The sequence below is a fragment of the Acinetobacter sp. 778_lipA genome (assembly GCF_058242985.1).
Map to the genome: position 1 here is coordinate 3,063,687 of NZ_JBZAYT010000001.1, position 25,876 is coordinate 3,089,562.

The following is a 25,876-nucleotide window of genomic DNA, read 5'->3' on the forward strand; positions in this document are numbered from 1 at the left end:
AACGTAAATCAAAAATTAAATTAACCAGCTGCATGAAGTGCGGCCTTCATGTCCTTCACTGCTTGTTCCAAACCGACGAAAACACTTTCGGCGATAATCGAATGTCCAATATTGAGTTCATGAATCTGTGGAATTGCAGCAATTGCAGCCACATTGTCCAAATTCAAACCATGACCAGCATTGACGACCAAACCTTTAGATGCTGCGTACTTTGTACCTTTAATAATTCTTTCTAGTTCAATCTGTTGAGCTTCAGCATTTTTAGCGTCTGCATAAGCACCTGTATGCAATTCGATGGTTGGTGCACCACAAGCAATAGCAGCATCAATTTGCGCAAGATCAGCATCAATAAACAAAGATACATCACAACCAATCGCAGTTAATGCCTGAGTCGCGGCTTTCACATCTTCAAAATGTCCAAGCACATCTAAACCACCTTCTGTCGTGATTTCTTGACGTTTCTCTGGCACAAAACAAACATGATGTGGTTGAATCTCTTTTGCAAATGCAACCATTTCATCTGTTACAGCGATTTCCAAGTTCATTCTTGTGGTCAATACAGGTCGCATACGGCGCACATCATCATCTTGAATATGACGACGATCTTCACGTAAGTGTAAAGTGATCCCTTCCGCCCCTGCTTGTTCACAAATTAATGCAGCTTTCACAGGATCAGGATAAGTTGTTCCACGTGCTTGTCTGAGTGTCGCAACATGGTCAATGTTTACACCTAGCAATGCAGCCATAACATTCTCCTAATTCACCAATAAAATAAAATTAACGGCTCAAGGTTTTAGATTGAGCGTTTTGAACCCAAAGCTGACGACTTTTTAATGGTCGATCACCTAAAAGTGAAGTAATCATTTGTCGATAGAGTTTAGCCAATAATTGTAACTGTTCTGGGCTAAAATCCCTACCCTTTTCATAATTTGCCATACTTAGAATTTGTTGCCCCAGCAACGTCCCAGATGAAGTATATGACACTGGTGTAAAGCCTTCCGCCAATTGAAATTGATAACGTTGGGTCAGCATAATCTCTTGTTGATTTGAATCATGCTCATAATCCAGTGGATAACCCAATTCTTCTAACAGTGCATGTTCAAACTGGCGTAAAATTTGTCGGAGAAATAAATCTGCTTGTGGATGTTCAGCCAATTTTTGTAAATGCTGTAAGGTTAAATGGTATTGCTGAAATGTTTCAGACATCATTTCTTCAAGCGGACATAAACGAAGTAGCAGTTCATTTAAATAAAAGCCTGAAAAGAAAGCATCCCCATAAAAGAAAATCGGTTGATTGAGTATTTCGAGTTTTGAAAAGTTTTTAAGCTCGGATTTTCCCGACGCTTGTAAAGTAATCGGTTGATATTGGGGTGGTGGGGTTTGTCTAAGAATACCGTCGACACGACCATGCTCTTGTGTAAATAAGTGCACAATATGACTACGTTCTCTGTATTTTCGATGATGGATTAAATAACCATGCAAGATTTCATTACGCATCTAGCTTGAACTTAATCATCCTTTTCTTTTTTCTTATCATCGTCATCATCCCCGTCAGGGATAACAGCGCCTACAACCGCAGCTGTACCTTTAACCACGCCTTTTGTGGTTTTATACGCAACTTTGACGGGAACTGTCACAATTTTAGTGATACAGCCTTGTAACATGACTATGCAAGCAAGAATTGCTATAACTCGAATCATTTCAGTTCCCAAAAAGTCAATTAAATATCGCTGTAGCCTAAACTTTTTAAAGCACGTTCGTCATCAGACCAACCGCCTTTAACTTTCACCCAAAGTGTTAGCATGATTTTTTGCTCAAACATTTTTTCCATGTCAACACGAGCATCCATACCAATTTTCTTCAGCTTAGCACCTTTTTCACCGATCACGATGGCTTTTTGGCCAGGGCGATCAACAAAAATTGTGGCATCAATATAAGTACATGCTGCTTTAGGACGACCAGTTTTTTCATTCACTGTTGCTTCTTCTGTTTTAAATGATTCAATTTGAACCGTTAAATCATACGGAAGTTCTTCGCCCAACTGACGCATAATTTTCTCACGAATGATTTCACTGGCAAGAAAACGTTCTGAACGGTCAGTTAACTGTTCTAAAGAATACAATGGTGGCTGAAATGGAAGATACTTTTCAATCGCTTCACGCAAATGATCTAAGTTTGCACCACGTAAGGCAGAAACAGGAACAATTTCAGCAAAATTCATCAACTTCGCACGTTCTTGAATCAACGGTAAAATCATACGCTTATTTTCTAAAGTATCGATTTTGTTGATAATCAAAACGACTGGCATTTCTGCATTTTGTAGTTTCTCTAAAACTAAGTCATCATTTGGCGTCCATTTCTGGGCATCTAAAACAAATAGAACCAAATTGACATCGCGTAAGGCAGAATGTGCAGCTTTGTTCATCATTTTATTAATCGCACGCACTTCTTTCTTGTGCATCCCTGGTGTATCAACAAATACAGCCTGAGACTTTTCACGACTATCAATACCAATGATTTTATGGCGTGTCGTTTGTGGCTTACGTGAAGTAATTGACAACTTTTGACCCAATAAATGGTTCATCAATGTCGATTTACCCACATTTGGACGTCCTACAATTGCAACAAATCCACTTCGATAATCCGAAGGGATTTCTGTACCTTGCGAGCTAAAAAATTGATTAATTAACTCATTACCGTTTTCAGACGGCTCGTGATCAGCATCATTGTGATCGGAATGTGTACTCATGCAGTTTACTGCTCCAATATCTTTAAAAAATCCGCCGCGACTGCTTGTTCTGCAAAACGGCGACTTGATCCCTCACCCATCATTTTAGGCAAGCCATCTACTGTACATTCTACTTTAAAATGCTGGTTAGGTGCATCACCCTGAATATCTACGACCTCATAAACTGGGAGATGCTTTTTACGAGCTTGTAGATATTCTTGTAAACGTGATTTTGGATCTTTGAGTTGATCTGTCGGTTCGATATGGTCTAAATAGGGTTCATACCATTTTAAAACAATCGATTCCAATAAAGGCAAATCTCGTGTTTCGGTATAAATCGCGCCAATAATTGCTTCAACAGTATCCGCTAATATTGACTCACGATGATGACCGCCTGATTTCAATTCACCTGTACTTAAAATTAAACTTTGACTTAACTTTAAATCATTTGCAATTTTACCCAGTGCTTCTTGGCGTACCAAAGTTGCACGCATACGCGTCAAACGTCCTTCATTTTCATGAGGATATGCATGATATAAGTAATTTGCGATGATCATACCCAACAATGCATCACCTAAAAACTCTAGGCGCTCATAGTTATATTTATGACTCACCGAGCGATGAGTCAGTGCGAGTTGTAATAACTCGTATTGTTTAAACTGGTAACCGATTCTACTCTGTAAGCGAGGATCACTTACTTTCAACTGACCTTTGATCAAAACTCTTCTCGAAAGTGAGGACTAAATCTATATTCAGCATGAAATTTTTCCGTACTTCATATTTTTTAGTCACTTGTAAACCATCTTTAGTTGATACAGTCGCAATATCCTCAAATTTAGTATCTCGGATATTGTTCATTTCTAACCGTTTATCAACTTCTGTTGCAAATTTCATTGGCGTGATATCAGTAGAGCTTTTATTTATTTGCTCTACAATTTGATTGTTAATCACACGATCATCCCAGTATAAGGGCCATACAGCAACTATGATTTTCAACATAAAAGCTAAGGCAATTATCCCCAATAAAATTCCAATATATGAAGCGCCTTGTTGATTTTTACGCATTTTTTTATCCAACAGGTAAGAATGAATAATCTTTAATCGCAATTGAAAATAATCATATAATTGAGTCAAATACTGTGATGCAATTCAACTAATCATTTTCAATTGTTATAAATTTTTTATCCACTGCAACCCCTGGTGTGATAAAAAACTTTTCCGCGCTATTATCCTTGAAACTGCATCAAGTTGCTAGTTTAAATCATTTGTTCTATTTCATTTTTCTTATAAATCAAGGCAACTTGATAGCTTTAACAGATAAAAATAAAGGTCAACATAAATTGACCTTTATTTGATTTTGTAAATTGTAGTCGATTAGTTAATAGCACCATTGCGACTAAATGAAGGAATTTTAAAACCAGGTTCCTTATGCATCCATACATATATTGCATGACCCGTTAAATTTTCTTCAGGTACAAAGCCCCAAAAACGACTGTCTGCACTTTGGTCACGGTTATCACCCATGGCAAAATATTGACCTTTTGGAACAGTGACTTCCCAGCTTTGACCATTGGATTTTACAAAGCGATCATTTGCTGTTGCTACATAGGGTAGGTCTTGTTTCTTCTGTGCATAATTAAATGCTGAAACCAACGTATTTTGGCCTTCCAACAGACGGACTAAATGCTTATGTGTACCCATCGTTTCATAATAGTAGATTGACTTAGGCGTATCTAAAATATCTTTTTCACGACTAAACTCAGTAGGTACTTGCTCAACATTTTTGCCATTGATTGTGAGTTGACCATTATTGAATTCAAGATGGTCACCTGGTAAACCAATAATACGCTTGATGTAGCTAATTTTAGGGTTTTCTGGATAACGGAAAACAGCAACATCACCACGTTGTGGCTCACCAATATCAATAATCTTGGTATTGGTAATCGGTAAACGTACCCCATACTGGAATTTGTTCACCAAAATATAATCACCCGTCTCTAAAGTGGGTACCATAGAATCAGAAGGAATATTAAACGGTTCAAATAAGAATGAACGCAATACCAAAACCACTGCTAGAACAGGCCAGAAATCATATGCCCATGAAATAATGACATTTTCATTCCCCTTACCTTTGGTTGCACGTTGTTTCAGTACAAACTTATCCAGTAACCATAGCCCAAAAAATATAAGCGTTGCAGGAACGAGAATTAAATTAAAATCAAAATCCATGAGCAATAAGACCTCTAGTTTTTATCTTTCTACTTTTAACACAGCAAGGAACGCTTCTTGTGGGATTTCAACACTACCCACTTGTTTCATGCGTTTCTTACCTTCTTTTTGTTTCGATAACAGTTTCTTCTTACGAGAAACGTCACCACCATAACATTTAGCCAATACGTTTTTACGCATCGCTTTAACTGTTGAACGTGCAATGATTTGTGCACCAATTGCAGCTTGAATCGCTACATCAAACATTTGACGCGGAATCAAATCTTTCATTTTTTCAACTAAAGCAATACCACGGTGACGCGCATCATTACGATGACAAATCATTGCCAAAGCATCAACCTTATCACCATTAATTAACACATCAACCTTAACTAGAGATGAACTCTCAAAACGCACGAAATTGTAATCCAGTGAAGCAAAACCACGTGAGCAAGATTTCAATTTATCAAAGAAATCCATAACCACTTCTGCCATTGGAATTTCAAAGGTAATAGATACTTGATTACCCAAGAATTTCATATCTTTTTGCACACCACGGCGCTCGATACATAAAGTCATGACATTACCCAAGTATTCTTGAGGCACTAAGATATGACATTCAGCAATCGGCTCGCGTAAATCTTCAACCGTTGAACCATCAGGCATTTTAGATGGGCTATCGATATAAATCGTTTCGCCATTTTTCATCAATGCTTCATAAATTACGGTTGGCGCAGAGCTAATTAAGTCTAAATCATACTCACGCTCTAGACGTTCTTGTACAATTTCCATGTGTAGCATTCCCAAGAAGCCACAACGGAAGCCAAAACCTAAAGCATCGGAGCTTTCGGGTTCAAAGAACAACGCAGAATCGTTAATCTGTAACTTATGTAGTGCTTCACGGAATGGTTCAAAATCACTAGCATCAATTGGGAATAAACCCGCATAAACCTGTGGTTTTACCTTTTTGAAACCCGGTAAAGTCGCAACATCAGGAGTCGTTGCCAAAGTAATCGTATCACCAACAGGCGCACCAAAAATATCTTTGATCCCAGCGATGATGAAGCCAACTTCACCCGCTTCTAAAATACCGGTATCAGTATGTTTTGGATTAAAAATACCAACTGAAGTGATAATGTGCGATTGACCTGTTGATTTCATCAACATTTTATCACCTTTACGCACACGACCTTGTTTGATACGAACAAGTGATACAACACCCAAATAGTTATCAAACCAAGAGTCAATAATTAAGGCTTGTAAAGGTGCATCACGGTCACCTTGCGGTGCGGGAATAATGTCAACCAATGTCTCTAAAACAGACTCTACACCTAGACCTGTTTTTGCTGAACATGTTGGTGCATGTGTTGCTTCAATACCGATAATTTCTTCGATTTCATGAATAACACGTTCAGGTTCTGCTTGTGGTAAATCGATTTTATTCAGGACGGGTAATACTTCTAGACCCTGCTCAATTGCGGTATAGCAGTTTGCAACAGATTGCGCCTCAACCCCTTGTGCAGCATCGACAACCAACAACGCACCTTCACAAGCCGCAAGTGAGCGCGATACTTCATAAGAGAAATCCACATGCCCAGGTGTATCGATAAAGTTTAATTGATACTCTTGCCCATTTGGATGGGTATAATACAAGGTTACAGAAGCCGCTTTAATGGTAATCCCACGTTCACGCTCAAGCTCCATAGAGTCAAGGACTTGAGCCTGCATTTCACGGTCTTGCAATCCACCACACATTTGAATGAAACGGTCTGCAAGTGTCGATTTACCGTGGTCGATATGAGCGATAATGGAAAAATTACGTATATTGTTGATATTAACGGATTTCTTAGCTACTGCCATACACTACTCTAAAAATATGTACACGATCATGTACTCAATATCAAAAGTACTTATGACGTGCAAAAAATGAAATATCTTAATTGCTGCACAGTATAAGCAGAACAGGGTCAAAAATATAGTGAGGCTTTGATAAATTCAGATACTATTAATTAAATAGTAAAAACCGTCATTACAAAACAACTAAAATTATTTTCCCCATTTAGATTCATCCCAAAGCCACCAATAAGATGACGCGTTGCAGATGAAGATAATACCTCCTAATTAAGATAGTTCGCGAAGTAGTTGCTCCAAATTATGTTCGCCAGTTTTTGTTTGAGCACCTCCCTGCAAACCGCCACGTATTCGTTTTTCAGCAGCAGGAAGCGCAAATAGACCTGCCCATTCCTGATGTTCTCGCAACAAACCCTCTCTCAAATCCGCTGGTTTAACGACTTTCTTTGCAGCGGAAATAACACCTTCTGGCAAAGCAGCAATATTGTTGGCTAGACGGCGAACAAATGCACCCAACTCGTTTGCAGCAAGTGCACGGTTCACCCACCCATATTTTTCTGCCAGCAGCGCATCAATGAGATCCGCTCCAAGTATTACTTCTAACGCACGTCCCCGCGTCATTCGCTGTGAAAGATATTGAGTGGCACCGCCACCGGGAATAATACCCATCAATGCCTCACATTGAGCGAGTCCTGCACGACCAATGGCAGCGAATGTCATATCCACTGCCGCCACGAATTCAGCACCACCACCCCGCGCCAGACCTTCAAGTTTGACAATTGTTACTTGCGGTTGTGCCCGAATCATCTCTCCCAAAGCCTGAAATGGGTTCAAGCCATCAGGAGCATTCTTGGCTATCTCATCGAAAGCATGCGGCTCATCAATCAGTGTCATGTCTACATGAGCTATAAAAAACTCTGGATCAGCACTTTGGAAAACGATTACGCGAGTTTGTGGATCATCACGCACCTGAGTGAGAAAACTTTGGATATCGCTCATCACAGCAACATCCAACACATTGACTGGCGGATTATTGATTGTAACAGTAGCCACACCACCATCATGCTCAATGTGAAGTGTAGAATAAGTGGAAATATTCATAATGTACCCTGATTTAGCTGTATATAGTCATGGTATCTTATGTATACTAGGTGTCAATTACGCACCTTAAGCATCCTAAGTATGTTGGAGCATACCAATGAACCTTGACCTAGATCCAGTCTACCGTGCCGACTGTCCTAGCCGCGCTATTCTCGATCAAATCGCAGACAAATGGTCAATGCTGGTCTTGATTGTCTTACATGAACCACGTCGCTTCAATGCCATTAAGCGTCGCCTCGATGGTATTACCCAGCGCGTATTGACACAGACACTTCGTAAGTTAGAGCGCAATGGTATGCTGACACGCACTGTCATAGACGGTAAAACCCTAGGTGTAGAATATGCTTTGACACCACTAGGTAAGTCACTCAAACTACCTTTTAACGCGCTCTACGACTGGACTGTAGAGAATATGGAAAGCATTCAGGCTTGCCAATCTCGCTATGATGAGTGTGATGATGTAATTGGCTCGAATTTCACGAAGGAGTCTCCCGTTACTCCAAAATAAAATACGTGGGAGATGGCTACAAACAGTGTCTGAGCTTGGCTTACTTAATTTATCCCGCTTTCCTTTAGACATTAAAAAACCACTCAAATTAAACTATTGATTATTATAAATTATCCTGAGATATGCATATAAAAAACCTACATATCTATAGACGTTTTTAGAATTATTGATTTGATAAACAACAATACTCAATACTTTTTAAATCAGATTCAATCAACAATCCCTTGCTAATCAGCATAATTCTAGAAACGATTGTGACATTATTTGGTTGATTAGGATTGATTTTCTTAAAATTATTATTAAATACTTTAACGAACCTAATTATACAAATTGAGATCAACTATTTTAAATTGACTATTGACTGCACCGAGTTGTAAAAATGGTTAATCTAATTCGCTTTAAGTTTTTAATTCAGAACAAAGTAAGAAATTTAATATTAAAAGTAAATAGATATTTACTCTGTAGTATGGCTATTTAATATTTCTACCAACAGTTTAGAACGCAAATATCGAAGCAGATTTATGCATGCCGATTTATTTAAGTTTTATAATTCTACTTCAATATATAATAGCAACTGATTAACTCTAAACTTTAAATTTTTTATTGTGTTTAAACTATCGAGCTTAAATCAAAAGGATCTACTTCAGGATCAACTGGTTGATAGGCTTGAATAAAAGTTGGAGACATCCGTTTTGGACGCCCTGAAGCGATTTCTATACATGCCCATTTGGTATTACCAGTAAAGAGTAAGCTAAGATCTTTAGCATTAAAAAAAGCGTATTGACGAAAAGAATAAAGTGCATTGATCTCATATAGCCAAGTTCTCAGAATAATATCATCATTCAACATCGCTGCTTTGCGATACTGAACATGATGTTCTACTGCAACCATTGCATGTTTCATTTCTAAGTATTGATCTAAGCCAACACCTAATGTTTCGATATGTGCAGAGGCAACATCCTGCATCCATTGTACATACACCACATTATTTACATGACCTAAGAGATCTATATGCTCTGGTTTTACTTTGATTTTTAAATCAAATACTGAACTCATCTCATCATTCCTTTTGCACTTTTAAATCATCCGCATAAGTTTGACATAAAAAAGCCACTCTTTGAGTGGCTGATTCTGATCAGTTGTATTTATTGAATACGTAATCCAATCATAGCATGTTGTCCTTCACGAACAATCGCTACACGTGCTACCGTATTTTTCTGTAGCTCAGACACTGCATCAACAAAATCATTTGGTGTATTTACTTTCTTGTTATTTACTTGTGTGATTACATCACCAGGTAAAATCCGTGACTGTGCAGCTAAGCCGCCTCTGGTCACATCTTGAATAAACACGCCACCTTTAACATTTAAACGATTCTTTTCTTGTTCAGTTAAAGCACGAATCGCAACACCGATGATAGGCCCTTTATTTGGCTTAGCTGAAGTGTTAGTGTTATCAACTTTTGCAGGTGTATCATCAGGTGCAACGGTTAAAGTTGCTGTAATCACTCTCGGTTTATCATCGCGTAAAATTTCGAGCTTAACAGATTGATTTGGCTGAGTACGATTCAAATAGTTCAATAATTCTGAAGTACGTGAAATTGGTGATCCATTATATTTTAGGATCACATCGCCTGATTTAAAGCCCGCTTTTTCTGCAGGTGAATTTGGCGCAACTTGTGTAATCAGTGAACCTTCTGGTTTATCTAATTTATAGGCTTCAGCTAAGTTTCGATCGATATCTTGTAACATTACACCAAGATAAGAACGGGTAACCTTACCATTCTTTTTCAACTGATCAACAACATCCATTGCAACATCAATTGGAATAGAAAATGACAAGCCCATATAACCGCCAGTACCACTAAAGATACGTGAGTTTACACCGACAACCTGACCTTGTTGGTTAAATAATGGACCACCTGAGTTTCCTGGATTTAACGCGACATCAGTTTGGATAAATGGTACCGATGTTTCACCCATCATATTGCGTGACTTAGCACTGACTATCCCTGCTGATGCTGAATAATCAAAACCAAATGGTGATCCAATTGCAAGAACAGGTTGCCCTACTTTAAGTTGATCTACATTACCCACAGATAATGATGGGAAATTATTTCCTTCAACTTTAAGCAAAGCGACATCAGTACGTTCGTCACTACCCACCACTTTTGCATCAATTTCACGGCGATCGTTCAGCATAATTGTTACTTTAGATGCATCTTCAACCACATGGTGATTTGTCAGTAAATAACCATCTTTACTAATAAAGAATGCACTACCATACGCGGTCTTTTCTTGTGGCGCACGTTGTTGTGGAATAATGATTTGATTACCAAAGAAACGCTTTAAAATTTCAGGGACTTGCTGTTGTAACAACTCTTCCTGAGATAATTTTTTAACAACATTAACACTAACAACAGCTGGACTGACTTGTTCAACCAAGTTAGAAAAATCCACAGGCGTTGAAGCTTGAACTTGTGATGTTGCCGCAGCGACAGTAAATACTGCTGCATACATTCCTTTTTGCATTAGACCATTACTCATTTCTCACGAACCTGTATCTGATGATGATTGCTTAAAAATATTTGTAACATATTATTTAATATAAATACGTAAAAATATGTTTACATTTTTTTATAAAACAAGACTTTACTTAATTTTATCTTAAAAGCCTTAGAATATCTTATTTATACTAAAATCTGACACATGTGACTATTGTAATTTGTTAAAAAAAAGAGTGTTATTAGCAAACATTTTTCAAATTAGCTGATGGACATGTCTAATTTAAGCACAACTCATCAATTTGACGTGGTTATTGTAGGGAGCGGCGGTGCTGGCTTAAGTTTAGCCTTATCTTTGCCTGAAAACTTTAATATTGCTGTTTTAGCGAAATCGACCTTAACCGATGCAAGCACGTATTTTGCACAAGGTGGTGTTGCTGCTGTACTTGATGAAACAGATTCCATTCAACAGCATATTGATGACACTATGATTGCAGGCGCACAGTTATGTGAGCTTGAAGCAGTTAAACATACGGTAGAGGGGGGGCGACCTTCTGTCGATTTCTTACTCCACCATGGTGTGCAGTTTACATTAGATCAGGATGAACAATTACATTTGACCCGTGAAGGTGGACATTCGCAACGTCGTATTATTCATTCAGCAGATGCAACAGGTAAGGCCATTTCAACAACACTGGTTCAAAGGGCTCAAGAAAAGAAAAATATTCATATTTTTGAAAATTATATTGCGATTGATTTAATCACCACACATAAATTAGGACATAAACAACAACCTAATCGTTCGGTTGGTCTGTATGCACTTGATGAAAGCAATGAAAAAGTTCATACCTTTTTAGCGCCCTTTACTGCCCTTGCTTGTGGTGGTGCAATGAAAGCTTATTTATACACATCAAATCCTGATATTGCCACAGGCGATGGTATAGCCATGGCATATCGTGCAGGTTGCCGTGTGGCAAATATGGAGTTTAATCAGTTCCATCCCACTTGTTTATATCATCCTCAAGCACGCTCATTTCTGATCACGGAAGCAATGCGTGGTGAAGGTGCATATTTACGTTTACCCGATGGTGAACGCTTCATGTTGCGTTTTGATGAACGTGCAGAGCTTGCTCCAAGAGATATTGTTGCACGCGCCATTGATTATGAAATCAAACGCTTAGGTATCCGTCATGTATGGTTAGATATCAGTCATAAACCTGCTGAATTTGTCAAAGAGCACTTTCCTACTTTATATGCACGCTTATTGGAACTTGGTATTGATATCACCAAGGATATGATCCCTGTTGTCCCAGCAGCGCACTATACTTGTGGTGGTGTGGTTGTCGATGAAAATAGCCAAACTGATTTAGCTGGTTTATATGCGATTGGTGAAACATCCTATACGGGTCTACATGGAGCTAACCGTATGGCGAGCAATTCACTACTTGAATGCTTTGTGTATGGTATGAGCGCTGCTAAAGACATTGAAGCAAAATTTAATCATCACTTTGACATACCCACTGTACCTGAATGGGATGCTTCACTATCGACCAATCCTGATGAAGATGTTGTCATTCTGCAAAACTGGGATGAACTGCGTCAAACCATGTGGAATTATGTCGGGATTGTAAGAACAACAAAACGTTTACAACGTGCATTACATCGTATTGAAATGCTGAAGAAAGAAATTACAGAATATTATCAGGACTATCATGTCAGTAAGAACTTGATTGAGCTGCGTAATTTAGTCATGGTGTCAGAAATGATTGTTCGTTGTGCCATGCAACGTAAGGAATCACGAGGCCTGCATTATACGCTTGATTATCCAGAGCTTTCCCCTGAATTAAGAAAAACGGTATTAACACCGCCAAACTTTACTGTCGAAACACCCCTGGTAAATGAAGAAGTTTAAAACTCCTTGAAATCTTGAAAAATAGCCAGATGATTCTGGCTATTTTTATATGAGGATATTAGAGTTTATTACCCTTCCATACATGGTCTACATTCTGAATTAAAATTGAGCATGAAAGGTATACATCATAAAGCATGCACGTGAAGCGCGAGACTAGTTCAAAATCCATAAGGGATAGTGTATCTATTGCTAAAGAAATTATTTTTAATTTTTATCTCTGAAAAGTGAGGCATCATCTACATCTACGCAAATCAATTTAAAGTTTTCAATCTAACATGAGACATGTGCAAAATCTTTAATGCTATTAGGTCTTCTATTTGAGAATAAAAAAGTTATGTTTGCTGCATATAATTTCGAGGTGAAAGATGCATTATTTTCTTAAACATCATAATAAATGAGCTATCACTATCATAGCCTAATTTCATCGCAACCTGATGCACCGAATTCCCTTCAGTTAACCACTGTAATGCCAATACAACATGTAACTTTCTTCGCCATTGATTAATACTCATCCCTGTTGTTTGATGAAAAGTGCGTGTAAGGCTGCGTTCACTCATACAGCATAACTTTGCCCATTTAGCTAGGCTTTGATTTTGCTCAGGGTTCCTCAATAAGTTGTCAGTCATTTTCACTAAACGTAGATCTTGCGGGATCGGTAAAAAAAATGTTGGCTTTACAACCGATTGAATTTCGTCTAACAAACATTGATGTAAACGTAAGCCTTTTTCTGAAAGTACCTTCTCAGACAAGCTTTCAACTCTTTCCAATAGCGCATTAAGTAAATTTGTCACCTGTAACATAGTGCAAGTGAGTTCTGAGAAATGATCAAGTTGGGGATCAATAAATGCAACATAACCAGAGGAGATACCATAACTACTGACTTTATGTGACACATTTGATGGAATCCATAAAGCATGTTGCGCTGGAACAACCCAAATTCCAGATGGTGTTTCCACAGTAATTAAGCCATTGATGGTCATCATTAATTGGCTTTTTATATGCTGATGTGACGCAAGTTCCCAATCAGGAACTTGCTGATGTATTTTTAATACAATAATTGCTTGGTCTATTTGATCTACAAAAAAAGCATCCACATTATCAAGCATGGTTTACCTATACATTTATCACTTTAAAACAGCGTTGATAACTTTCTGTGCTTGTTGTTGATTGTCTACGATAAACATCGGGTAACCTGTAAACTTAATAAAGTTATTGGCAAATTTTTGCGCCTCTAGTCGAATATTTTCATCAGGTTCAATATGAATCAATGCTTTCACATATTGGGTTAAACTTTCACGTTTTGCTTTTACCCATGCTGCAACTTGCTTGCGTTCTTCATGATCATTTTTTTGTTCAGGAAAAGCGCCTTCACTGATAAAAACAAAAGTTTCTTTGCGACTCAATAATGATTCATAAATTGCAATTGTTTCATCAACTGAAACTGCATCTTCAGCTTGATAACTAATACGAACGATTGGAAAGTTTTCTAAATTTTGAATAAACATGATAATTTCCTTAAATGAGAATAATTATCATTGTACAAATTTATACAGATTGCACATTACTAAATTCAGCCAATAAATACGGTATTCCAGCCAATTTTAAAAGAGTCTAATCTTTATTTTTTCCATAATAAATACGATGTGCTATATGAAAAGTTTCAGCATGTAATTTTGCTAAATCGTCTAAATTCTGATAGCCCCCTGCAAGTACAAACATGATCGGAATATTTTCACGTTTGGCTAGGTTAAACACCATTTCGTCTCTTTTTTGAATTAACTCTGTCGTAAACCATGCTGAACCATAAGGATCTGCTTGATGACAATCCATCCCCGCTTGATAAATAATAATATCTGCTTTCCACTCATTCGCTCGCTGAAATGCTTCATGCAATGCCATGGTATATTGAGCAAAACTTCCATGCTTGGTATGAATGTGACGACTTTCCGCTCGCTCATACGTGGGGTAGCCAAAAGCCAAACCGTAAATACTAAAATTATATAAATTATCCAATCTACGAGTAAAGTCAGCCGTTCCATCACCACCATGCTGATCGCAATCCAAAATAAAAATTCGCTTATTTGAATAATGTTGTGCAATTAGTGCCAAACCATTAAAAGTACAATATGAGCCACCATATTCATAATTTGCATGATGAAACCCTTGCGCAATATTGGCAGCAATTCCATGTTGGAGTGCCAGTTCAGTTGCCAACAATTGCCCAGCATTGATGGAGAGTACCGCATCTCTTAATTGTTCATTCCAAGGCTTAAAACCAGCAAAAGTTGCCAGTTTTGCGGGTTGCCCAGTTAAAAAAGCCTCGACATATTTAGGAGAATGTAAGGCTTTTAAAATCTCTGGTTCAATTTGTTGTGGTTCATGAAATTTATAATAATTAAATTGCTGTAGTTGCTCTGCGACTGCAACAAGTTTTTCCATGCTATTGGTATGTGTTTGAGCAAAATAGCGTGGAGAGAAACAAACATTTAACATAAAACTATCCGAGAATGAGTGCTCTCAATTGTGATTTTGCAACATCATTGAGTTGTTTTATAAGTGTTGTGTCCGGACTAAACAGTCCATTATTCACTTGTTGTTCAAAATGTGTCGTAAATGCCCTTTGTCGATTCTCAGGTGAAATGGCTAAAGTGGTTAATCGCAAGAACCAAAAACCTTGAATCTCTTTATAAGGAATAATATAACCTTTAAACTCTTGATTGGGGACTTTGTTTGCAATTTGTTCGATATCATAATCGACAGAAAATAAGGAACCAATCGGAATACGAATCCCATTCATCAATAAAGGTTGTAAATTTATACACGAATGATTATCTCCCATATTCATTTTTTCAATCAATAACGGACGATTTTGATCATCTACAAAAATATTAATTGAGCCTTGTCTTAACATGGAGCGATGGGCAATCTTTAAGAAAAATGCTTCTGCCATGGGACATGAGCCCACTTTAGGCTTGCCCTCTAGCGTCGGAATTTCAACATAACCTGTTTCATCTGCTGTTTTTGGTAAAATCACATCCTCCAACATAGCGCAAATAACATTACTTTCTTCTAATTGTGCTTGTTGCGATAAGCGTCTCAAGTTTGCTTGAATTGCAACTTCTTGTTCAACTAAGACTTTAAACTCATCATCTTTGGCTTCAGTAAGAAAATTTTGAATCGATTTATTTTGATCTAAGTTATGCCAATCATCGATCTCTAAACCATAAGCATTTTTTTGCTCAATGATTTTTTTTAACTTCTTAAAATCATAATCTTTAAATATTTTTAAATCAGTTGCTTCAACTTGATCACGCGGAAAATTAATGTACTCAGCCAATACTCGTGTAGCCTGCGTATAACCGCAACCACGGCGCTCAGTTTGATGTGAATAGTGTTCATTTAACATCTCCGTCAATTTATCTGATAAAGGAAAAACCCGTTCCTTAAACAAATCTACGACTTCATGACCTGATGACATATTCTTTATTCCATTCAATCTATATTAATATTTTTAAATCAACTATTTATTATGAATAAATTAGCATTATCCCTTGCACAACTCAATATATCACTCAAGTTGTAATTTCATCTATATCAATCAATACAATTGATTATTTATTATTCTTTTTGATACCCATGCTCACATTCATGATTTAAGTATCCATCAACGATCTTTCATCAATCAAAAATGGCCATATTGAGTGAATTAGACTTTTTATCGAAAGCCCCTTCTCCCTTTGGGAGAAGGCTAGAATAAAGGGATTGTATGATGATCTATGCTTTAAAAAAGAACGAACGTAAAAGTCTATTGTTAATGATGCTTGAACCAAAAATATAGATTGATGATTAAAACAAGCTAACCATCAGTAAAAATAGTGATCATTAAAAACCATCAGAAAACTGCTAGGGATTATAAAAAATCACCCAACAGGTATTTTAAAACCCCTAAATGATTTTTTTTGTGGTGGAACAGAATAAGTTCCTGTCACATGAGCAACAGGATCATCCGAATCCAAAGAATAAATCCAGACCTCCCCCACAATTAAAGCTTTACCCACTTTCATCAATTTACACACGCCGCGAATATCAACACCACCTGTTGGTTTGCGTAAAAAATTAATATTCATATTGGTTGTGACCGTCAAACCCACTAAACCGATTTCACCCATAATCGCAACATACAGTGCAAAATCTGCTAGGGCCATCATGGTAGGGCCTGAAACAGTTCCACCTGGTCGTATATCTTGATCACTGACATGCCAAACCAATGAAGCTCCTTTTTCGGTTACTTCTTCAATTTCACAACGTTGTAAGCTAGGTGAAAAAAATTGCTGTAAGAATTCTACGATTTCAGCTTTCGAGCTTTTCATAATTAAAGTCTTTATATCCATGACCTAAAACAATATAAAGACTTTTTCGGTTCAAAACACTAGGGGCCGTTGACAATTCGTCTATGTTTACGACTATAAGTGTTTTTTAGGCAATACTAGGCACGAAATACGAAATTTAGTCATTCTAAATGATGAGAAACATCGTTTCGCAAGGTAACGAAGTAGTGACAAAAAACACTTAAGTCCCCCCCACTGCGCCTTGCGCTGCAAACAAAGCAGTGCTTTGTTCTTGCTCAGGGTTGTGACTAAAATTATCTTAGTCTGCGTTATGAAACTCGAAAATAGTCTCGCTATTTTCTTCATGCTTTACGACGTATACGTCTCATGCTCAATTTTAGCCTCCAACGCAAGCCATTTATGAAATGCCAACAGCCCCTTTATCGTTCAAATCAATAGAATAAATTGCTCAACTGAACTTATTTAGAGGATTGATTGGCACTTATTTTAAATAACTCAACGCCTCGGCAAATACTTGCGCTGGTGCTTGAGTTGCATCTAAACGTTTCATTCGCTGAGAATCGCGAAGATGTATTTCAGAAAAACCACTACGTACCGATTCAAAAAACACCACTTTTTCTTGTTCAAAGCGGTCTAAGGCACCGCGTGCACGTGCACGGTTCATTCCCAATTCAATTGGTGCATCCAACCAAAAAGTAATATCTGGCATTTTAGAAACAAAATTTTCATTGAGCAGTTGTAACTTATCTCGGCTTAACCCGCGACCAGCACATTGATAAGCAAAGCTTGAATCGACAAACCGGTCACACAGTACAATTTTACCCTCTGCCAATGCAGGTAAAATCACAGTTGCCAAATGTTGTGCTCGTGCTGCATACATCAGCAATAACTCAGTGTCATTACTCATCTGTTCTTCATGATTGACAGACAGCAATAATGAACGAATTTGTTCAGCTAAGGGCGTACCACCAGGCTCACGTGTTAAAACAACCTGTTGACCTTGTTGTTGAAAGTAATCAAATAACTTTTGAATGAGCGTGGTTTTTCCTACACCTTCAGTACCTTCAAAACTTATAAACATGCTCATTCCTTAATTCTTAGACCGCATAACTTGAATATATTCTTGCACTGCGCGATTATGATCATTCAGATTGGCTGTAAATTTGTGCCCACCATTACCTGTGGCAACAAAGTAAATGTTTTCAGAGTGATCTGGATGCATCGTCGCTTCAATGGCTTTTTTACTAGGTAAAGCAATCGGTGTAGGCGGTAAACCATTGATCGTATATGTATTATAAGCAGTCGGTGTACGTAAATCCTGCTTAGAAATTTTACCCGTATATTTATCACCCATCCCATAAATCACGGTAGGATCAGTTTGTAAACGCATGCCCAGTTTTAAACGACGATAGAACACACCTGAAACCTGAGGTAACTCGCTGTCTACACTAGTTTCTTTTTCAATAATCGATGCCATGATTAAGGCTTCATATTTATTTTTATAAGGTAAGTCTGGCGCGCGTTTTTCCCAAGCTTCATCTAAAATTTTCATTTGACGTTGGTAAAGATCAGTCAAGATTTGCTTATCCGTTGCACCTTTATCAAAGAAATAAGTATCAGGTGCAAATAAACCTTCTGGGTGATCATAAGGAATATCTAAAGCTTTCAGCATTTCACTACGGGGAAGTTGGATCACTGATTTTTCAACCAATGGATCTTTTTGCAATGACTGAATTAATTGCTTGGATGTTGTTCCCTCAATCACTAAAAGTCGGCTCATCTGAGCATTTTCAATATTAGAAACCATTTCTAATACTTGACGTACATTCATCCCTTTGGTCACTTCATACACACCAGCTTTCATGGTGTCATGGATGAAAATCTTACGATAGAGCTTAAGAATAATCGGAAAACTGACCTTATCCTCTTTGGCCAATTGATCAATAAAACCGGTATAGGTTTCACCATTTGAAATAGACAGCTTTTGTTTTTGACCTGTCACTGGATATTCTTTAAAAATACTCATTTTTAAAATAATTGCAGTTATGAGAAAAAAAATAACCAGAACGATTGCAATGCCTTTATAAATGTTATTGCTCACTTGGGCTTGAGTTTTCTTTTTAGACTTTGGCTTAGGTTTGGTTTTAGACATGAGAATTAAACTGACTTAAATTTAAAGTATTAAATAACTCAACACAGGATTGAGTGTCTAGATGTTGATGATTCAACGTTTCGACTGCTTTCATTGGACTGAGTGCATTGCAAAAGAATAGGCTTTGAAAATGTTGAATTTCATCCATATCGATAAAACGCTGTTCACAAGTGACGCCATAATGTTGCATCCGTGACAAAATTTCGGCTCGCATCACACCATGTACACCATTATAACGAAGTTCAGGCGTAATCCATCTATTGTTTATTCGAATAAAACAATTACTGCTCACACCTTCAACAACTGAACCTTGTACATCTGTAACTAATGCTTCTAACCAGCCTTTTGCTTGAGCTTCTTTTTTGAGTAGTACCTGTTCTAAACGATTTAAGGTTTTTAGTCCCACCAAATTTGGCATCAATAAGCCAATCGCCTGATCTAATACACCACTTTGAATTAATTCAGGCTGAAAGCACGCAGTTGTTTTTGGATAATAGACCACATAAAGGTCTGCTTCATGCTCGGGCATTGCATAACCACGGTCACCATCTCCCCGACTAATAATCACTTTCAATGTTCCATTCAATATTCCATTTTTTTGTCTTAAACCTTGTAGGGTCTGATCCAACAATTCGAAATTCACATCTAAAAACAAACGTTCAGCCGCTAGCTTCAATCGAGCACGATGTAAAAGTTCCAACTCCATAACATCTTGATGTAATCGGACTGTAGTAAAACAACCATCTCCATAATGAAATGCTCGGTCTAAAAGTGAAATAGAATCAACAAATTGAGCATTTTTAAAACAGATCATTAAGCAGTTTCCTATGACTTTGCACGAATACTATAAGCAATATAAGTATTTTCTTTTTCTTTTTTATTCATATAAAATTCGTTTTTTATTATTTTTTATGGATAAAGACTAGCGTTATGCTCACTCCATCTTACCGAACTTCAGAATTAAATGGGGCAAAAAAATGCAGTTCTCTAAACTTAAATTCGCTGTAGCAGCAGCACTAATTTCAACCACAACTTTCAGCGTTGCTGCAAAAGATTTTTTAAATGTCTCTTATGATCCTACACGAGAATTGTACGATAATTTTAACAAGCAATTTGCAACATTTTGGAAATCTAAAACGGGCCAAGACATCCAATTTAAACAATCACATGGTGGTTCTGGCAAACAAGCCCGTGCTGTAATTGATGGTTTGCAAGCAGATGTTGTGACTTTAGCATTGGCCGCAGATATTGATGCAATTGCGCAAAATACAAATTTATTGCCAAAAGACTGGCAAAAGAAATTCCCACAAAACTCTACACCTTACACATCAACAATCGTTTTCCTCGTCCGTAAAGGTAACCCGAAAGGCATCAAAGACTGGGGTGATTTGGTAAAACCAGGTGTAGAAATTGTAACACCAAACCCTAAAACTTCAGGTGGTGCACGCTGGAACTATTTGGCAGCATGGGCTTGGGCAAAACATAAATATGGTTCAGACGCGAAAGCACAAGAGTTTGTACGTCAAATTTATAAACAAACTAAAGTACTTGATTCTGGTGCACGTGGTTCTACTACAACATTTGCAGAACGCGGTATTGGTGATGTGTTATTAGCTTGGGAAAATGAAGCGTATTTATCTACACGTGAACAACCGGGTAAATTTGAAATCATTACCCCATCACTATCGATCTTAGCAGAACCCCCTGTCGCGATTGTTGAAAAGAATGCTGAAAAAGACGGTAACTTAAACTTAGCGAAAGCATATTTAAACTATATGTATTCACCTGCTGGTCAAGACATTGCAGCGAAAAACTTCTATCGTCCGCGTAATGCAGCAATTTTACAAAAGTATGCGACAACCTTCAAACCGTTAAAATTGGTCACAATTGACAAAGAGTTTGGCGGTTGGACTAAAGTTCAAAAGCAACATTTTGAAAATAATGGTGTTTTTGATCAAATCGTAAAAGCCAATGCAAGCAGCAAATAACTGTTTAAAATAAACTTAAACGAAAGGAAACAGGAGCATAGACTTGATTCATACAATTATTGTTCCAGGCGTTGGTGGTAGTGATTACGATCACTGGCAATCTAAATTACAACGTGAACTCATGTCTTGCTCGCGCGTACAACAACAAGATTGGAACTTACCTATTCTGAAGGACTGGATTGCCCAATTTGTTGCGACTGTCGTCAATTCTGAACAACCTGTTCAAATTGTTGCACATAGTTTCGGATGTTTAACCACGGTTGCTGCTTTGGCTCAACATCCTGAAATTGTAGCTAAAGTAAGAAAAATTATTTTAGTTGCACCAGCTAATCCGGCACGTTTTGGTGAGGCTGGTTTTGCTCGAAACAGTATGGGTGACTATGAAGCTTATTTTCATGAATTGAAAATAACTGTGCCTGCTGAAATGATTATTTCTGAAAATGATCCTTGGTTGAATTTTGAGGATGCACAAAAGCTGGCAAAAGCATGGAAAATTAGACCTCGAAATTTAGGTCAAGTTGGGCATATCAATGTTGCATCAGGCTTTGGGCACTTTCCTGAAATTTATGATCATTTGATTTTTAATCAGCAAAACTTCTTTATCAGTAATACTGATGACAACAAGTTGTTATTTAAATTTGCAATTTAATCATTGCCTTTTAAGCTTGCAAAATCGTTTTAAATTTGCTTATTGATTTCAATAAGCTTTCTCTCTTTTGAGGAGTCATCATGTCGCAGCGATCCCGAGTGCTGCCAGGTTTTGGTCTTTCACTAGGCTTCACCCTAGCGTATCTATCATTAATCGTACTGATACCACTGTCTGCTGTATTCATAAAATCATTAGGCGTAGGTTGGGATGGTTTGTGGGAAATCTTGAGCTCTGAACGTATTTTAAAATCATTACAGCTCAGTTTTACCACCGCCCTCATTGCAGCCTTAATCAATGTCATTTTCGGATTTTTATTGGCTTGGTGCTTAGTCCGTTATTCATTTCCTGGTAAACGTATAGTCGATGCATTGGTGGACTTACCCTTTGCATTACCTACAGCGGTCGCAGGTATTGCGTTAACCTCTTTATATGCATCAACAGGTTGGATTGGTCATTTGCTTGAGCCTTTAGGGATTAAAATTGCCTATACCTCACTGGGTATTACGCTTGCTTTAATTTTTATTGGTATTCCTTTTGTGGTTCGTACAGTCCAGCCTGTTTTAAGTGATCTTGAAACTGAGCTAGAAGAAGCCGCTTCGGCATTGGGTGCAAACCGTTTTCAGATCGTAACAAGAATCATTTTACCGATTTTGTTTCCTGCATTACTGACTGGCTTTGCGTTGGCATTTGCTCGTGGTGTGGGTGAATATGGTTCGGTAATCTTTATTGCGGGAAATATTCCTTACGAAACTGAAATTGCTCCGTTAATGATCATTACGCGCCTTGAAGAATATGATTATGCAGGTGCAACGACAATTGCAGTTGTGATGCTGGTGATTTCTTTCTTTATCTTGTTCCTGATTAACTTGATACAGGCTTGGGCTAGTCGCCGTACAGGGAGAACAGCACGATGAGCTTAAATACCAATAGCAATGCTTTGGCAGAAAAATTGCAATCTCGTGATGCGACACGTGAACCGGCATGGGTACGTAATACCTTACTGATTATTGGTCTGATTTTCTTTTTAGGCTGCTTAATTCTACCGTTGGTGCTTATTTTTGTTGAAGCATTTAAACAAGGGGTTCAAGTCTACTTTGCCTCACTAGTTGACCCTTATACTTTGTCTGCAGTCAAACTCACATTATTGACTGCAGCCATTGCAGTACCTTTGAATGTGATTTTTGGTGTTACAGCAGCATGGTGTGTCGCCAAGTTTAATTTCCGTGGAAAATCATTCTTAACCACCATTATTGATACACCATTTTCAGTCTCACCCGTCATTGCTGGTTTAATGTTGGTTTTAATCTTTGGTTCACAAGGTTGGATTGGATCATGGTTAATTGAACATGATATTAAAATCCTCTATGCAACACCGGCCATTATCCTTGCCACAGTATTTATTACTGTTCCTTTTGTGGCACGTGAATTGATTCCATTGATGGAAGCACAAGGTACGGAAGAAGAAGAAGCTGCGATTGTACTCGGAGCTTCTGGTTGGCAAACCTTTTGGAAAATCACCATTCCAAATATCAAATGGGGTCTTATTTATGGCGTGATTTTGTGTAATGCACGTGCCATGGGTGAATTCGGTGCAGTATCTGTGGTTTCAGGACATATTCGTGGCGAAACCAATACCTTACCGTTGCATATTGAAATTTTATATAACGAACCAAATTCGATTAGTGCTGCTTTTGCGGTCTCAACACTGTTAGCATTCTTAGCCATTTTTACCCTGATTTTAAAAACATGGGTTGAATATCGCCAAGAAAAACAAGATCGAGAAAGTAAAGAATCAACTGTTTCTTAAGGAATTGCACATGAGTATTCAAGTTAAAAATATTGAAAAAAACTTCGGTGCATTCCATGCACTTAAAAACATCTCTTTAGATTTTCCAGAAGGTCAGCTGGTTGCGCTACTTGGCCCTTCTGGCTGTGGTAAAACGACACTACTGCGTATCATTGCTGGTTTAGAATCTACCGATAAAGGGCAAGTCATTCTTGAAGGTACAGATGCGACTAATATTCACGTACGCGAACGACAAGTAGGTTTTGTTTTTCAGCATTACGCATTGTTCCGTCATATGACCGTCTATGACAATGTTGCATTTGGTTTACGTGTTCGTCCAAAAGCAACTCGACCAAATGAAACTGAAATAAAAAAGCGCGTTACCCGTTTACTAGATTTGGTACAGCTCGGTTTCTTAGCAGATCGTTATCCAGCGCAATTGTCTGGCGGTCAACGTCAACGTATTGCATTGGCACGCGCATTGGCTGTTGAACCTCGGGTATTACTCTTAGATGAACCGTTTGGTGCACTGGATGCCAAAGTACGTAAAGAATTACGCCGTTGGTTACGTACTTTACATGATGAATTACATATCACTTCAATCTTTGTTACCCATGATCAAGAAGAAGCCTTAGAAGTTGCTGATCAAATCGTGGTAATGAACAAAGGTGATATTGAACAAATTGGTTCACCGCGTGAAGTTTATGAAAAGCCTGCAACACCTTTTGTATTTGACTTTTTAGGTCAAGCAAACCGTTTTGAAGGTGAAAACCATCAAGGCATCATTCAAATTGGTGAAGATCGCATCCATCTGCCTTCGGCTACACAAACCGCCAATGGTAAAGTGATTGCCTTTGCCCGTCCAAATGAATTGAAAATTCATACGCAACCGACTGAAAATACAATTCAAGCAATTTTCTTACGTGAGTTGTGGATTGCGGGTAAAGTTATGGCAGAGTTACAAGATCGTCAAGGACAACTGATTGAAATTGCTTTAAATCCTGATGAAGCAAAATTACATCAATATCGACCAAATCAAACAGTTTGGGTAAGTGCATCTACACTTCACCTATTTGAAAATCAAGTCGCATAATCGACGACAGGATGAATATTACTCCTATTCATCCACATTTGAGGTATCGAACATCATGAACTTTCAACAATTACGAATTATTCGAGAAACAGTTCGTCAAAATTACAATTTAACTGAAGCATCTGCTGCACTTTATACCTCGCAATCAGGTGTAAGTAAGCATATTAAAGATTTAGAAGATGAATTGGGTGTACAACTTTTTGTTCGTAAAGGTAAACGGTTATTAGGTTTAACTGAACCTGGTCAAGCCCTACTGAGTATTGTTGAACGCATGCTCATTGATGCTGACAATATTAAACGTCTTGCAGACGATTTTAATAAAGTTGATGAAGGTACACTCACCATCGCAACAACACATACACAAGCACGTTATGTGTTACCACCGATCGTGAATTTATTTAAAAAAGCATTTCCAAAAGTTCATTTGATTTTGCAACAAGCCAGTCCTGTGGAAATATCTGAAATGTTATTGCTTGGTTTGGCTGATATCGGTATTGCAACTGAATCACTGACCACTGAAGATAATTTGGGCAGTGTATCTTTCTATAACTGGAAACACAGCATCATTACGCCACAAGATCACCCATTGACTAAGCTTAATCCCAAAGAGATTACCTTAGAAAAATTGGCTGAATTTCCAATTATTACTTATCACGGGGGTTTTACTGGACGTTCTAAAATTGATAAAGCCTTTGAAGATGCCAATTTAGATGTAGACATTGTGATGTCAGCACTGGATGCCGATGTGATCAAAACCTATGTTGAACTGGGAATGGGTGTCGGTATCGTCAATGATGTCGCTTATGACACAGAACGAGATAAGCGTCTAAAACAAATCGATACTGATATTTTTGGTTTAAATACGACATGGATTGCAGTTCGTAAAGGGCATCTACTCCGTGGCTATGGCTATGAGTTTATTTCGCTCTGCTCTCCAGAAGCTGATATCAAAGCATTGAAAAAAATTGCGTATCCTGATGATTAAACTTTGAAATCAATCATCAAGAAAGAAACCATCAAAGAGTCATGATGATTAATGATAGAGAGC

At 37.8% G+C, this 25,876-nt stretch carries 27 protein-coding genes; 8 read left to right on the plus strand and 19 right to left on the minus strand.

The annotated features are described in order from the left end of the window. Positions 1 to 20: 20 nt before the first annotated feature. From pdxJ to AC4CUY_RS14590, 9 genes are all read right to left on the minus strand, one after another. On the minus strand, positions 21 to 746 hold the full coding sequence (gene pdxJ, locus AC4CUY_RS14550; protein WP_419359455.1) for a pyridoxine 5'-phosphate synthase: 726 nt from the start codon (positions 744 to 746) through the stop codon (positions 21 to 23). A gap of 31 nt (positions 747 to 777) precedes the next feature. Beyond that, positions 778 to 1,497 carry a DNA repair protein RecO gene (recO, locus tag AC4CUY_RS14555; RefSeq protein WP_336951731.1) on the minus strand — a complete coding sequence of 240 codons (720 nt, stop codon included), beginning with the start codon at positions 1,495 to 1,497 and terminating at the stop codon, positions 778 to 780. Between the two features lie 11 nt (positions 1,498 to 1,508). Further along, on the minus strand, positions 1,509 to 1,700 hold the full coding sequence (locus tag AC4CUY_RS14560; RefSeq protein ID WP_336951733.1) for an NF038104 family lipoprotein: 192 nt from the start codon (positions 1,698 to 1,700) through the stop codon (positions 1,509 to 1,511). 20 nt (positions 1,701 to 1,720) lie between these two features. Then, positions 1,721 to 2,749: a GTPase Era gene (gene era / locus AC4CUY_RS14565; protein ID WP_004823128.1), complete on the minus strand. Its 1,029-nt coding sequence runs from the start codon at positions 2,747 to 2,749 to the stop codon at positions 1,721 to 1,723. A gap of 5 nt (positions 2,750 to 2,754) precedes the next feature. Next, entirely contained in the window at positions 2,755 to 3,447 is a 693-nt protein-coding gene (rnc, locus tag AC4CUY_RS14570) for a ribonuclease III (protein WP_004717088.1), read from the minus strand. Next, positions 3,419 to 3,793 carry a DUF4845 domain-containing protein gene (locus AC4CUY_RS14575; protein WP_336951736.1) on the minus strand — a complete coding sequence of 125 codons (375 nt, stop codon included), beginning with the start codon at positions 3,791 to 3,793 and terminating at the stop codon, positions 3,419 to 3,421. The genes rnc and AC4CUY_RS14575 overlap by 29 nt, the downstream gene beginning before the upstream one ends. A gap of 309 nt (positions 3,794 to 4,102) precedes the next feature. After that, positions 4,103 to 4,957, minus strand: coding sequence for a signal peptidase I (gene lepB, locus AC4CUY_RS14580; protein WP_336951737.1), 855 nt, complete (start codon positions 4,955 to 4,957; stop codon positions 4,103 to 4,105). Between the two features lie 21 nt (positions 4,958 to 4,978). Next, positions 4,979 to 6,796, minus strand: coding sequence for a translation elongation factor 4 (lepA, locus tag AC4CUY_RS14585; protein ID WP_004717093.1), 1,818 nt, complete (start codon positions 6,794 to 6,796; stop codon positions 4,979 to 4,981). Positions 6,797 to 7,057: 261 nt separating this feature from the next. Beyond that, positions 7,058 to 7,840, minus strand: a complete 783-nt coding sequence (locus AC4CUY_RS14590; RefSeq protein WP_490774326.1) for an enoyl-CoA hydratase/isomerase family protein — start codon at positions 7,838 to 7,840, stop codon at positions 7,058 to 7,060. Positions 7,841 to 7,985: 145 nt separating this feature from the next. Here AC4CUY_RS14590 and AC4CUY_RS14595 point away from each other — a divergent pair, with 145 nt between their 5' ends. Then, positions 7,986 to 8,396, plus strand: a complete 411-nt coding sequence (locus AC4CUY_RS14595) for a winged helix-turn-helix transcriptional regulator (RefSeq protein ID WP_419327176.1) — start codon at positions 7,986 to 7,988, stop codon at positions 8,394 to 8,396. A gap of 609 nt (positions 8,397 to 9,005) precedes the next feature. Here AC4CUY_RS14595 and AC4CUY_RS14600 read toward each other — a convergent pair. Together AC4CUY_RS14600 and AC4CUY_RS14605 are read right to left on the minus strand one after the other, a co-directional pair. Further along, positions 9,006 to 9,452: an acyl-CoA thioesterase gene (locus AC4CUY_RS14600; RefSeq protein ID WP_336951741.1), complete on the minus strand. Its 447-nt coding sequence runs from the start codon at positions 9,450 to 9,452 to the stop codon at positions 9,006 to 9,008. An 89-nt stretch (positions 9,453 to 9,541) separates the two neighbouring features. Next, positions 9,542 to 10,942 carry a Do family serine endopeptidase gene (locus AC4CUY_RS14605; RefSeq protein WP_336951742.1) on the minus strand — a complete coding sequence of 467 codons (1,401 nt, stop codon included), beginning with the start codon at positions 10,940 to 10,942 and terminating at the stop codon, positions 9,542 to 9,544. A gap of 225 nt (positions 10,943 to 11,167) precedes the next feature. On the opposite strand from AC4CUY_RS14605, the gene nadB reads away from it, so the two are divergent. Continuing rightward, a complete protein-coding gene (nadB, locus tag AC4CUY_RS14610) occupies positions 11,168 to 12,811 on the plus strand; it encodes an L-aspartate oxidase (RefSeq protein WP_419327174.1) in 1,644 nt (547 codons plus the stop codon). Positions 12,812 to 13,143: 332 nt separating this feature from the next. On the opposite strand, the gene AC4CUY_RS14615 is transcribed toward nadB, so the two are convergent. The 8 genes from AC4CUY_RS14615 to pabC all read right to left on the minus strand — a co-directional run bounded on the left by AC4CUY_RS14615 (position 13,144) and on the right by pabC (position 20,126). Next, positions 13,144 to 13,917, minus strand: coding sequence for an AraC family transcriptional regulator (locus AC4CUY_RS14615; protein ID WP_336951744.1), 774 nt, complete (start codon positions 13,915 to 13,917; stop codon positions 13,144 to 13,146). 18 nt (positions 13,918 to 13,935) lie between these two features. After that, entirely contained in the window at positions 13,936 to 14,316 is a 381-nt protein-coding gene (locus AC4CUY_RS14620) for a hypothetical protein (protein WP_336951745.1), read from the minus strand. Positions 14,317 to 14,422: 106 nt separating this feature from the next. Beyond that, positions 14,423 to 15,304 (minus strand): arginase family protein, encoded by an 882-nt coding sequence (locus tag AC4CUY_RS14625; protein ID WP_490774327.1) that lies wholly within the window; start codon positions 15,302 to 15,304, stop codon positions 14,423 to 14,425. 4 nt (positions 15,305 to 15,308) lie between these two features. Next, a complete protein-coding gene (locus tag AC4CUY_RS14630; protein WP_419359447.1) occupies positions 15,309 to 16,289 on the minus strand; it encodes a hypothetical protein in 981 nt (326 codons plus the stop codon). A 442-nt stretch (positions 16,290 to 16,731) separates the two neighbouring features. Continuing rightward, on the minus strand, positions 16,732 to 17,181 hold the full coding sequence (locus tag AC4CUY_RS14635) for a PaaI family thioesterase (RefSeq protein WP_490774328.1): 450 nt from the start codon (positions 17,179 to 17,181) through the stop codon (positions 16,732 to 16,734). A gap of 460 nt (positions 17,182 to 17,641) precedes the next feature. Then, entirely contained in the window at positions 17,642 to 18,241 is a 600-nt protein-coding gene (gene tmk, locus AC4CUY_RS14640) for a dTMP kinase (RefSeq protein ID WP_419327170.1), read from the minus strand. A gap of 9 nt (positions 18,242 to 18,250) precedes the next feature. Continuing rightward, complete coding sequence (mltG, locus tag AC4CUY_RS14645) at positions 18,251 to 19,312, minus strand: endolytic transglycosylase MltG (protein ID WP_336951750.1); 1,062 nt, start codon at positions 19,310 to 19,312, stop codon at positions 18,251 to 18,253. After that, positions 19,305 to 20,126, minus strand: a complete 822-nt coding sequence (pabC, locus tag AC4CUY_RS14650) for an aminodeoxychorismate lyase (RefSeq protein ID WP_336951751.1) — start codon at positions 20,124 to 20,126, stop codon at positions 19,305 to 19,307. The genes mltG and pabC overlap by 8 nt, the downstream gene beginning before the upstream one ends. A gap of 163 nt (positions 20,127 to 20,289) precedes the next feature. On the opposite strand from pabC, the gene AC4CUY_RS14655 reads away from it, so the two are divergent. The 6 genes from AC4CUY_RS14655 (at position 20,290) to AC4CUY_RS14680 (ending at position 25,813) form a co-directional block, all read left to right on the plus strand. Next, positions 20,290 to 21,300, plus strand: coding sequence for a sulfate ABC transporter substrate-binding protein (locus AC4CUY_RS14655; protein WP_490774329.1), 1,011 nt, complete (start codon positions 20,290 to 20,292; stop codon positions 21,298 to 21,300). 43 nt (positions 21,301 to 21,343) lie between these two features. Next, complete coding sequence (locus AC4CUY_RS14660; protein WP_336951753.1) at positions 21,344 to 21,949, plus strand: RBBP9/YdeN family alpha/beta hydrolase; 606 nt, start codon at positions 21,344 to 21,346, stop codon at positions 21,947 to 21,949. Between the two features lie 80 nt (positions 21,950 to 22,029). Then, complete coding sequence (cysT, locus tag AC4CUY_RS14665) at positions 22,030 to 22,863, plus strand: sulfate ABC transporter permease subunit CysT (protein ID WP_336951754.1); 834 nt, start codon at positions 22,030 to 22,032, stop codon at positions 22,861 to 22,863. Continuing rightward, positions 22,860 to 23,756 (plus strand): sulfate ABC transporter permease subunit CysW, encoded by an 897-nt coding sequence (cysW, locus tag AC4CUY_RS14670; RefSeq protein ID WP_419327167.1) that lies wholly within the window; start codon positions 22,860 to 22,862, stop codon positions 23,754 to 23,756. The genes cysT and cysW overlap by 4 nt, the downstream gene beginning before the upstream one ends. A gap of 10 nt (positions 23,757 to 23,766) precedes the next feature. After that, complete coding sequence (locus tag AC4CUY_RS14675) at positions 23,767 to 24,828, plus strand: sulfate/molybdate ABC transporter ATP-binding protein (RefSeq protein ID WP_336951756.1); 1,062 nt, start codon at positions 23,767 to 23,769, stop codon at positions 24,826 to 24,828. A gap of 55 nt (positions 24,829 to 24,883) precedes the next feature. Continuing rightward, positions 24,884 to 25,813, plus strand: coding sequence for a CysB family HTH-type transcriptional regulator (locus tag AC4CUY_RS14680; protein WP_004717184.1), 930 nt, complete (start codon positions 24,884 to 24,886; stop codon positions 25,811 to 25,813). Positions 25,814 to 25,876: the final 63 nt, after the last annotated feature.

Excerpts from the sequence above, each read along its gene's own strand:
- pdxJ (WP_419359455.1), bottom strand. The coding sequence starts at position 746 with ATGGCTGCATTGCTAGGTGTAAACATTGACCATGTTGCGACACTCAGA.
- recO (WP_336951731.1), bottom strand. The coding sequence starts at position 1,497 with ATGCGTAATGAAATCTTGCATGGTTATTTAATCCATCATCGAAAATAC.
- AC4CUY_RS14560 (WP_336951733.1), bottom strand. The coding sequence starts at position 1,700 with ATGATTCGAGTTATAGCAATTCTTGCTTGCATAGTCATGTTACAAGGC.
- era (WP_004823128.1), bottom strand. The coding sequence starts at position 2,749 with ATGAGTACACATTCCGATCACAATGATGCTGATCACGAGCCGTCTGAA.
- AC4CUY_RS14575 (WP_336951736.1), bottom strand. The coding sequence starts at position 3,793 with ATGCGTAAAAATCAACAAGGCGCTTCATATATTGGAATTTTATTGGGG.
- lepB (WP_336951737.1), bottom strand. The coding sequence starts at position 4,957 with ATGGATTTTGATTTTAATTTAATTCTCGTTCCTGCAACGCTTATATTT.
- lepA (WP_004717093.1), bottom strand. The coding sequence starts at position 6,796 with ATGGCAGTAGCTAAGAAATCCGTTAATATCAACAATATACGTAATTTT.
- AC4CUY_RS14595 (WP_419327176.1), top strand. The coding sequence starts at position 7,986 with ATGAACCTTGACCTAGATCCAGTCTACCGTGCCGACTGTCCTAGCCGC.
- AC4CUY_RS14600 (WP_336951741.1), bottom strand. The coding sequence starts at position 9,452 with ATGAGTTCAGTATTTGATTTAAAAATCAAAGTAAAACCAGAGCATATA.
- AC4CUY_RS14605 (WP_336951742.1), bottom strand. The coding sequence starts at position 10,942 with ATGAGTAATGGTCTAATGCAAAAAGGAATGTATGCAGCAGTATTTACT.
- nadB (WP_419327174.1), top strand. The coding sequence starts at position 11,168 with ATGGACATGTCTAATTTAAGCACAACTCATCAATTTGACGTGGTTATT.
- AC4CUY_RS14615 (WP_336951744.1), bottom strand. The coding sequence starts at position 13,917 with ATGCTTGATAATGTGGATGCTTTTTTTGTAGATCAAATAGACCAAGCA.
- AC4CUY_RS14620 (WP_336951745.1), bottom strand. The coding sequence starts at position 14,316 with ATGTTTATTCAAAATTTAGAAAACTTTCCAATCGTTCGTATTAGTTAT.
- AC4CUY_RS14625 (WP_490774327.1), bottom strand. The coding sequence starts at position 15,304 with ATGTTAAATGTTTGTTTCTCTCCACGCTATTTTGCTCAAACACATACC.
- AC4CUY_RS14630 (WP_419359447.1), bottom strand. The coding sequence starts at position 16,289 with ATGTCATCAGGTCATGAAGTCGTAGATTTGTTTAAGGAACGGGTTTTT.
- AC4CUY_RS14635 (WP_490774328.1), bottom strand. The coding sequence starts at position 17,181 with ATGAAAAGCTCGAAAGCTGAAATCGTAGAATTCTTACAGCAATTTTTT.
- tmk (WP_419327170.1), bottom strand. The coding sequence starts at position 18,241 with ATGTTTATAAGTTTTGAAGGTACTGAAGGTGTAGGAAAAACCACGCTC.
- mltG (WP_336951750.1), bottom strand. The coding sequence starts at position 19,312 with ATGTCTAAAACCAAACCTAAGCCAAAGTCTAAAAAGAAAACTCAAGCC.
- pabC (WP_336951751.1), bottom strand. The coding sequence starts at position 20,126 with ATGATCTGTTTTAAAAATGCTCAATTTGTTGATTCTATTTCACTTTTA.
- AC4CUY_RS14655 (WP_490774329.1), top strand. The coding sequence starts at position 20,290 with ATGCAGTTCTCTAAACTTAAATTCGCTGTAGCAGCAGCACTAATTTCA.
- cysT (WP_336951754.1), top strand. The coding sequence starts at position 22,030 with ATGTCGCAGCGATCCCGAGTGCTGCCAGGTTTTGGTCTTTCACTAGGC.
- cysW (WP_419327167.1), top strand. The coding sequence starts at position 22,860 with ATGAGCTTAAATACCAATAGCAATGCTTTGGCAGAAAAATTGCAATCT.
- AC4CUY_RS14675 (WP_336951756.1), top strand. The coding sequence starts at position 23,767 with ATGAGTATTCAAGTTAAAAATATTGAAAAAAACTTCGGTGCATTCCAT.
- AC4CUY_RS14680 (WP_004717184.1), top strand. The coding sequence starts at position 24,884 with ATGAACTTTCAACAATTACGAATTATTCGAGAAACAGTTCGTCAAAAT.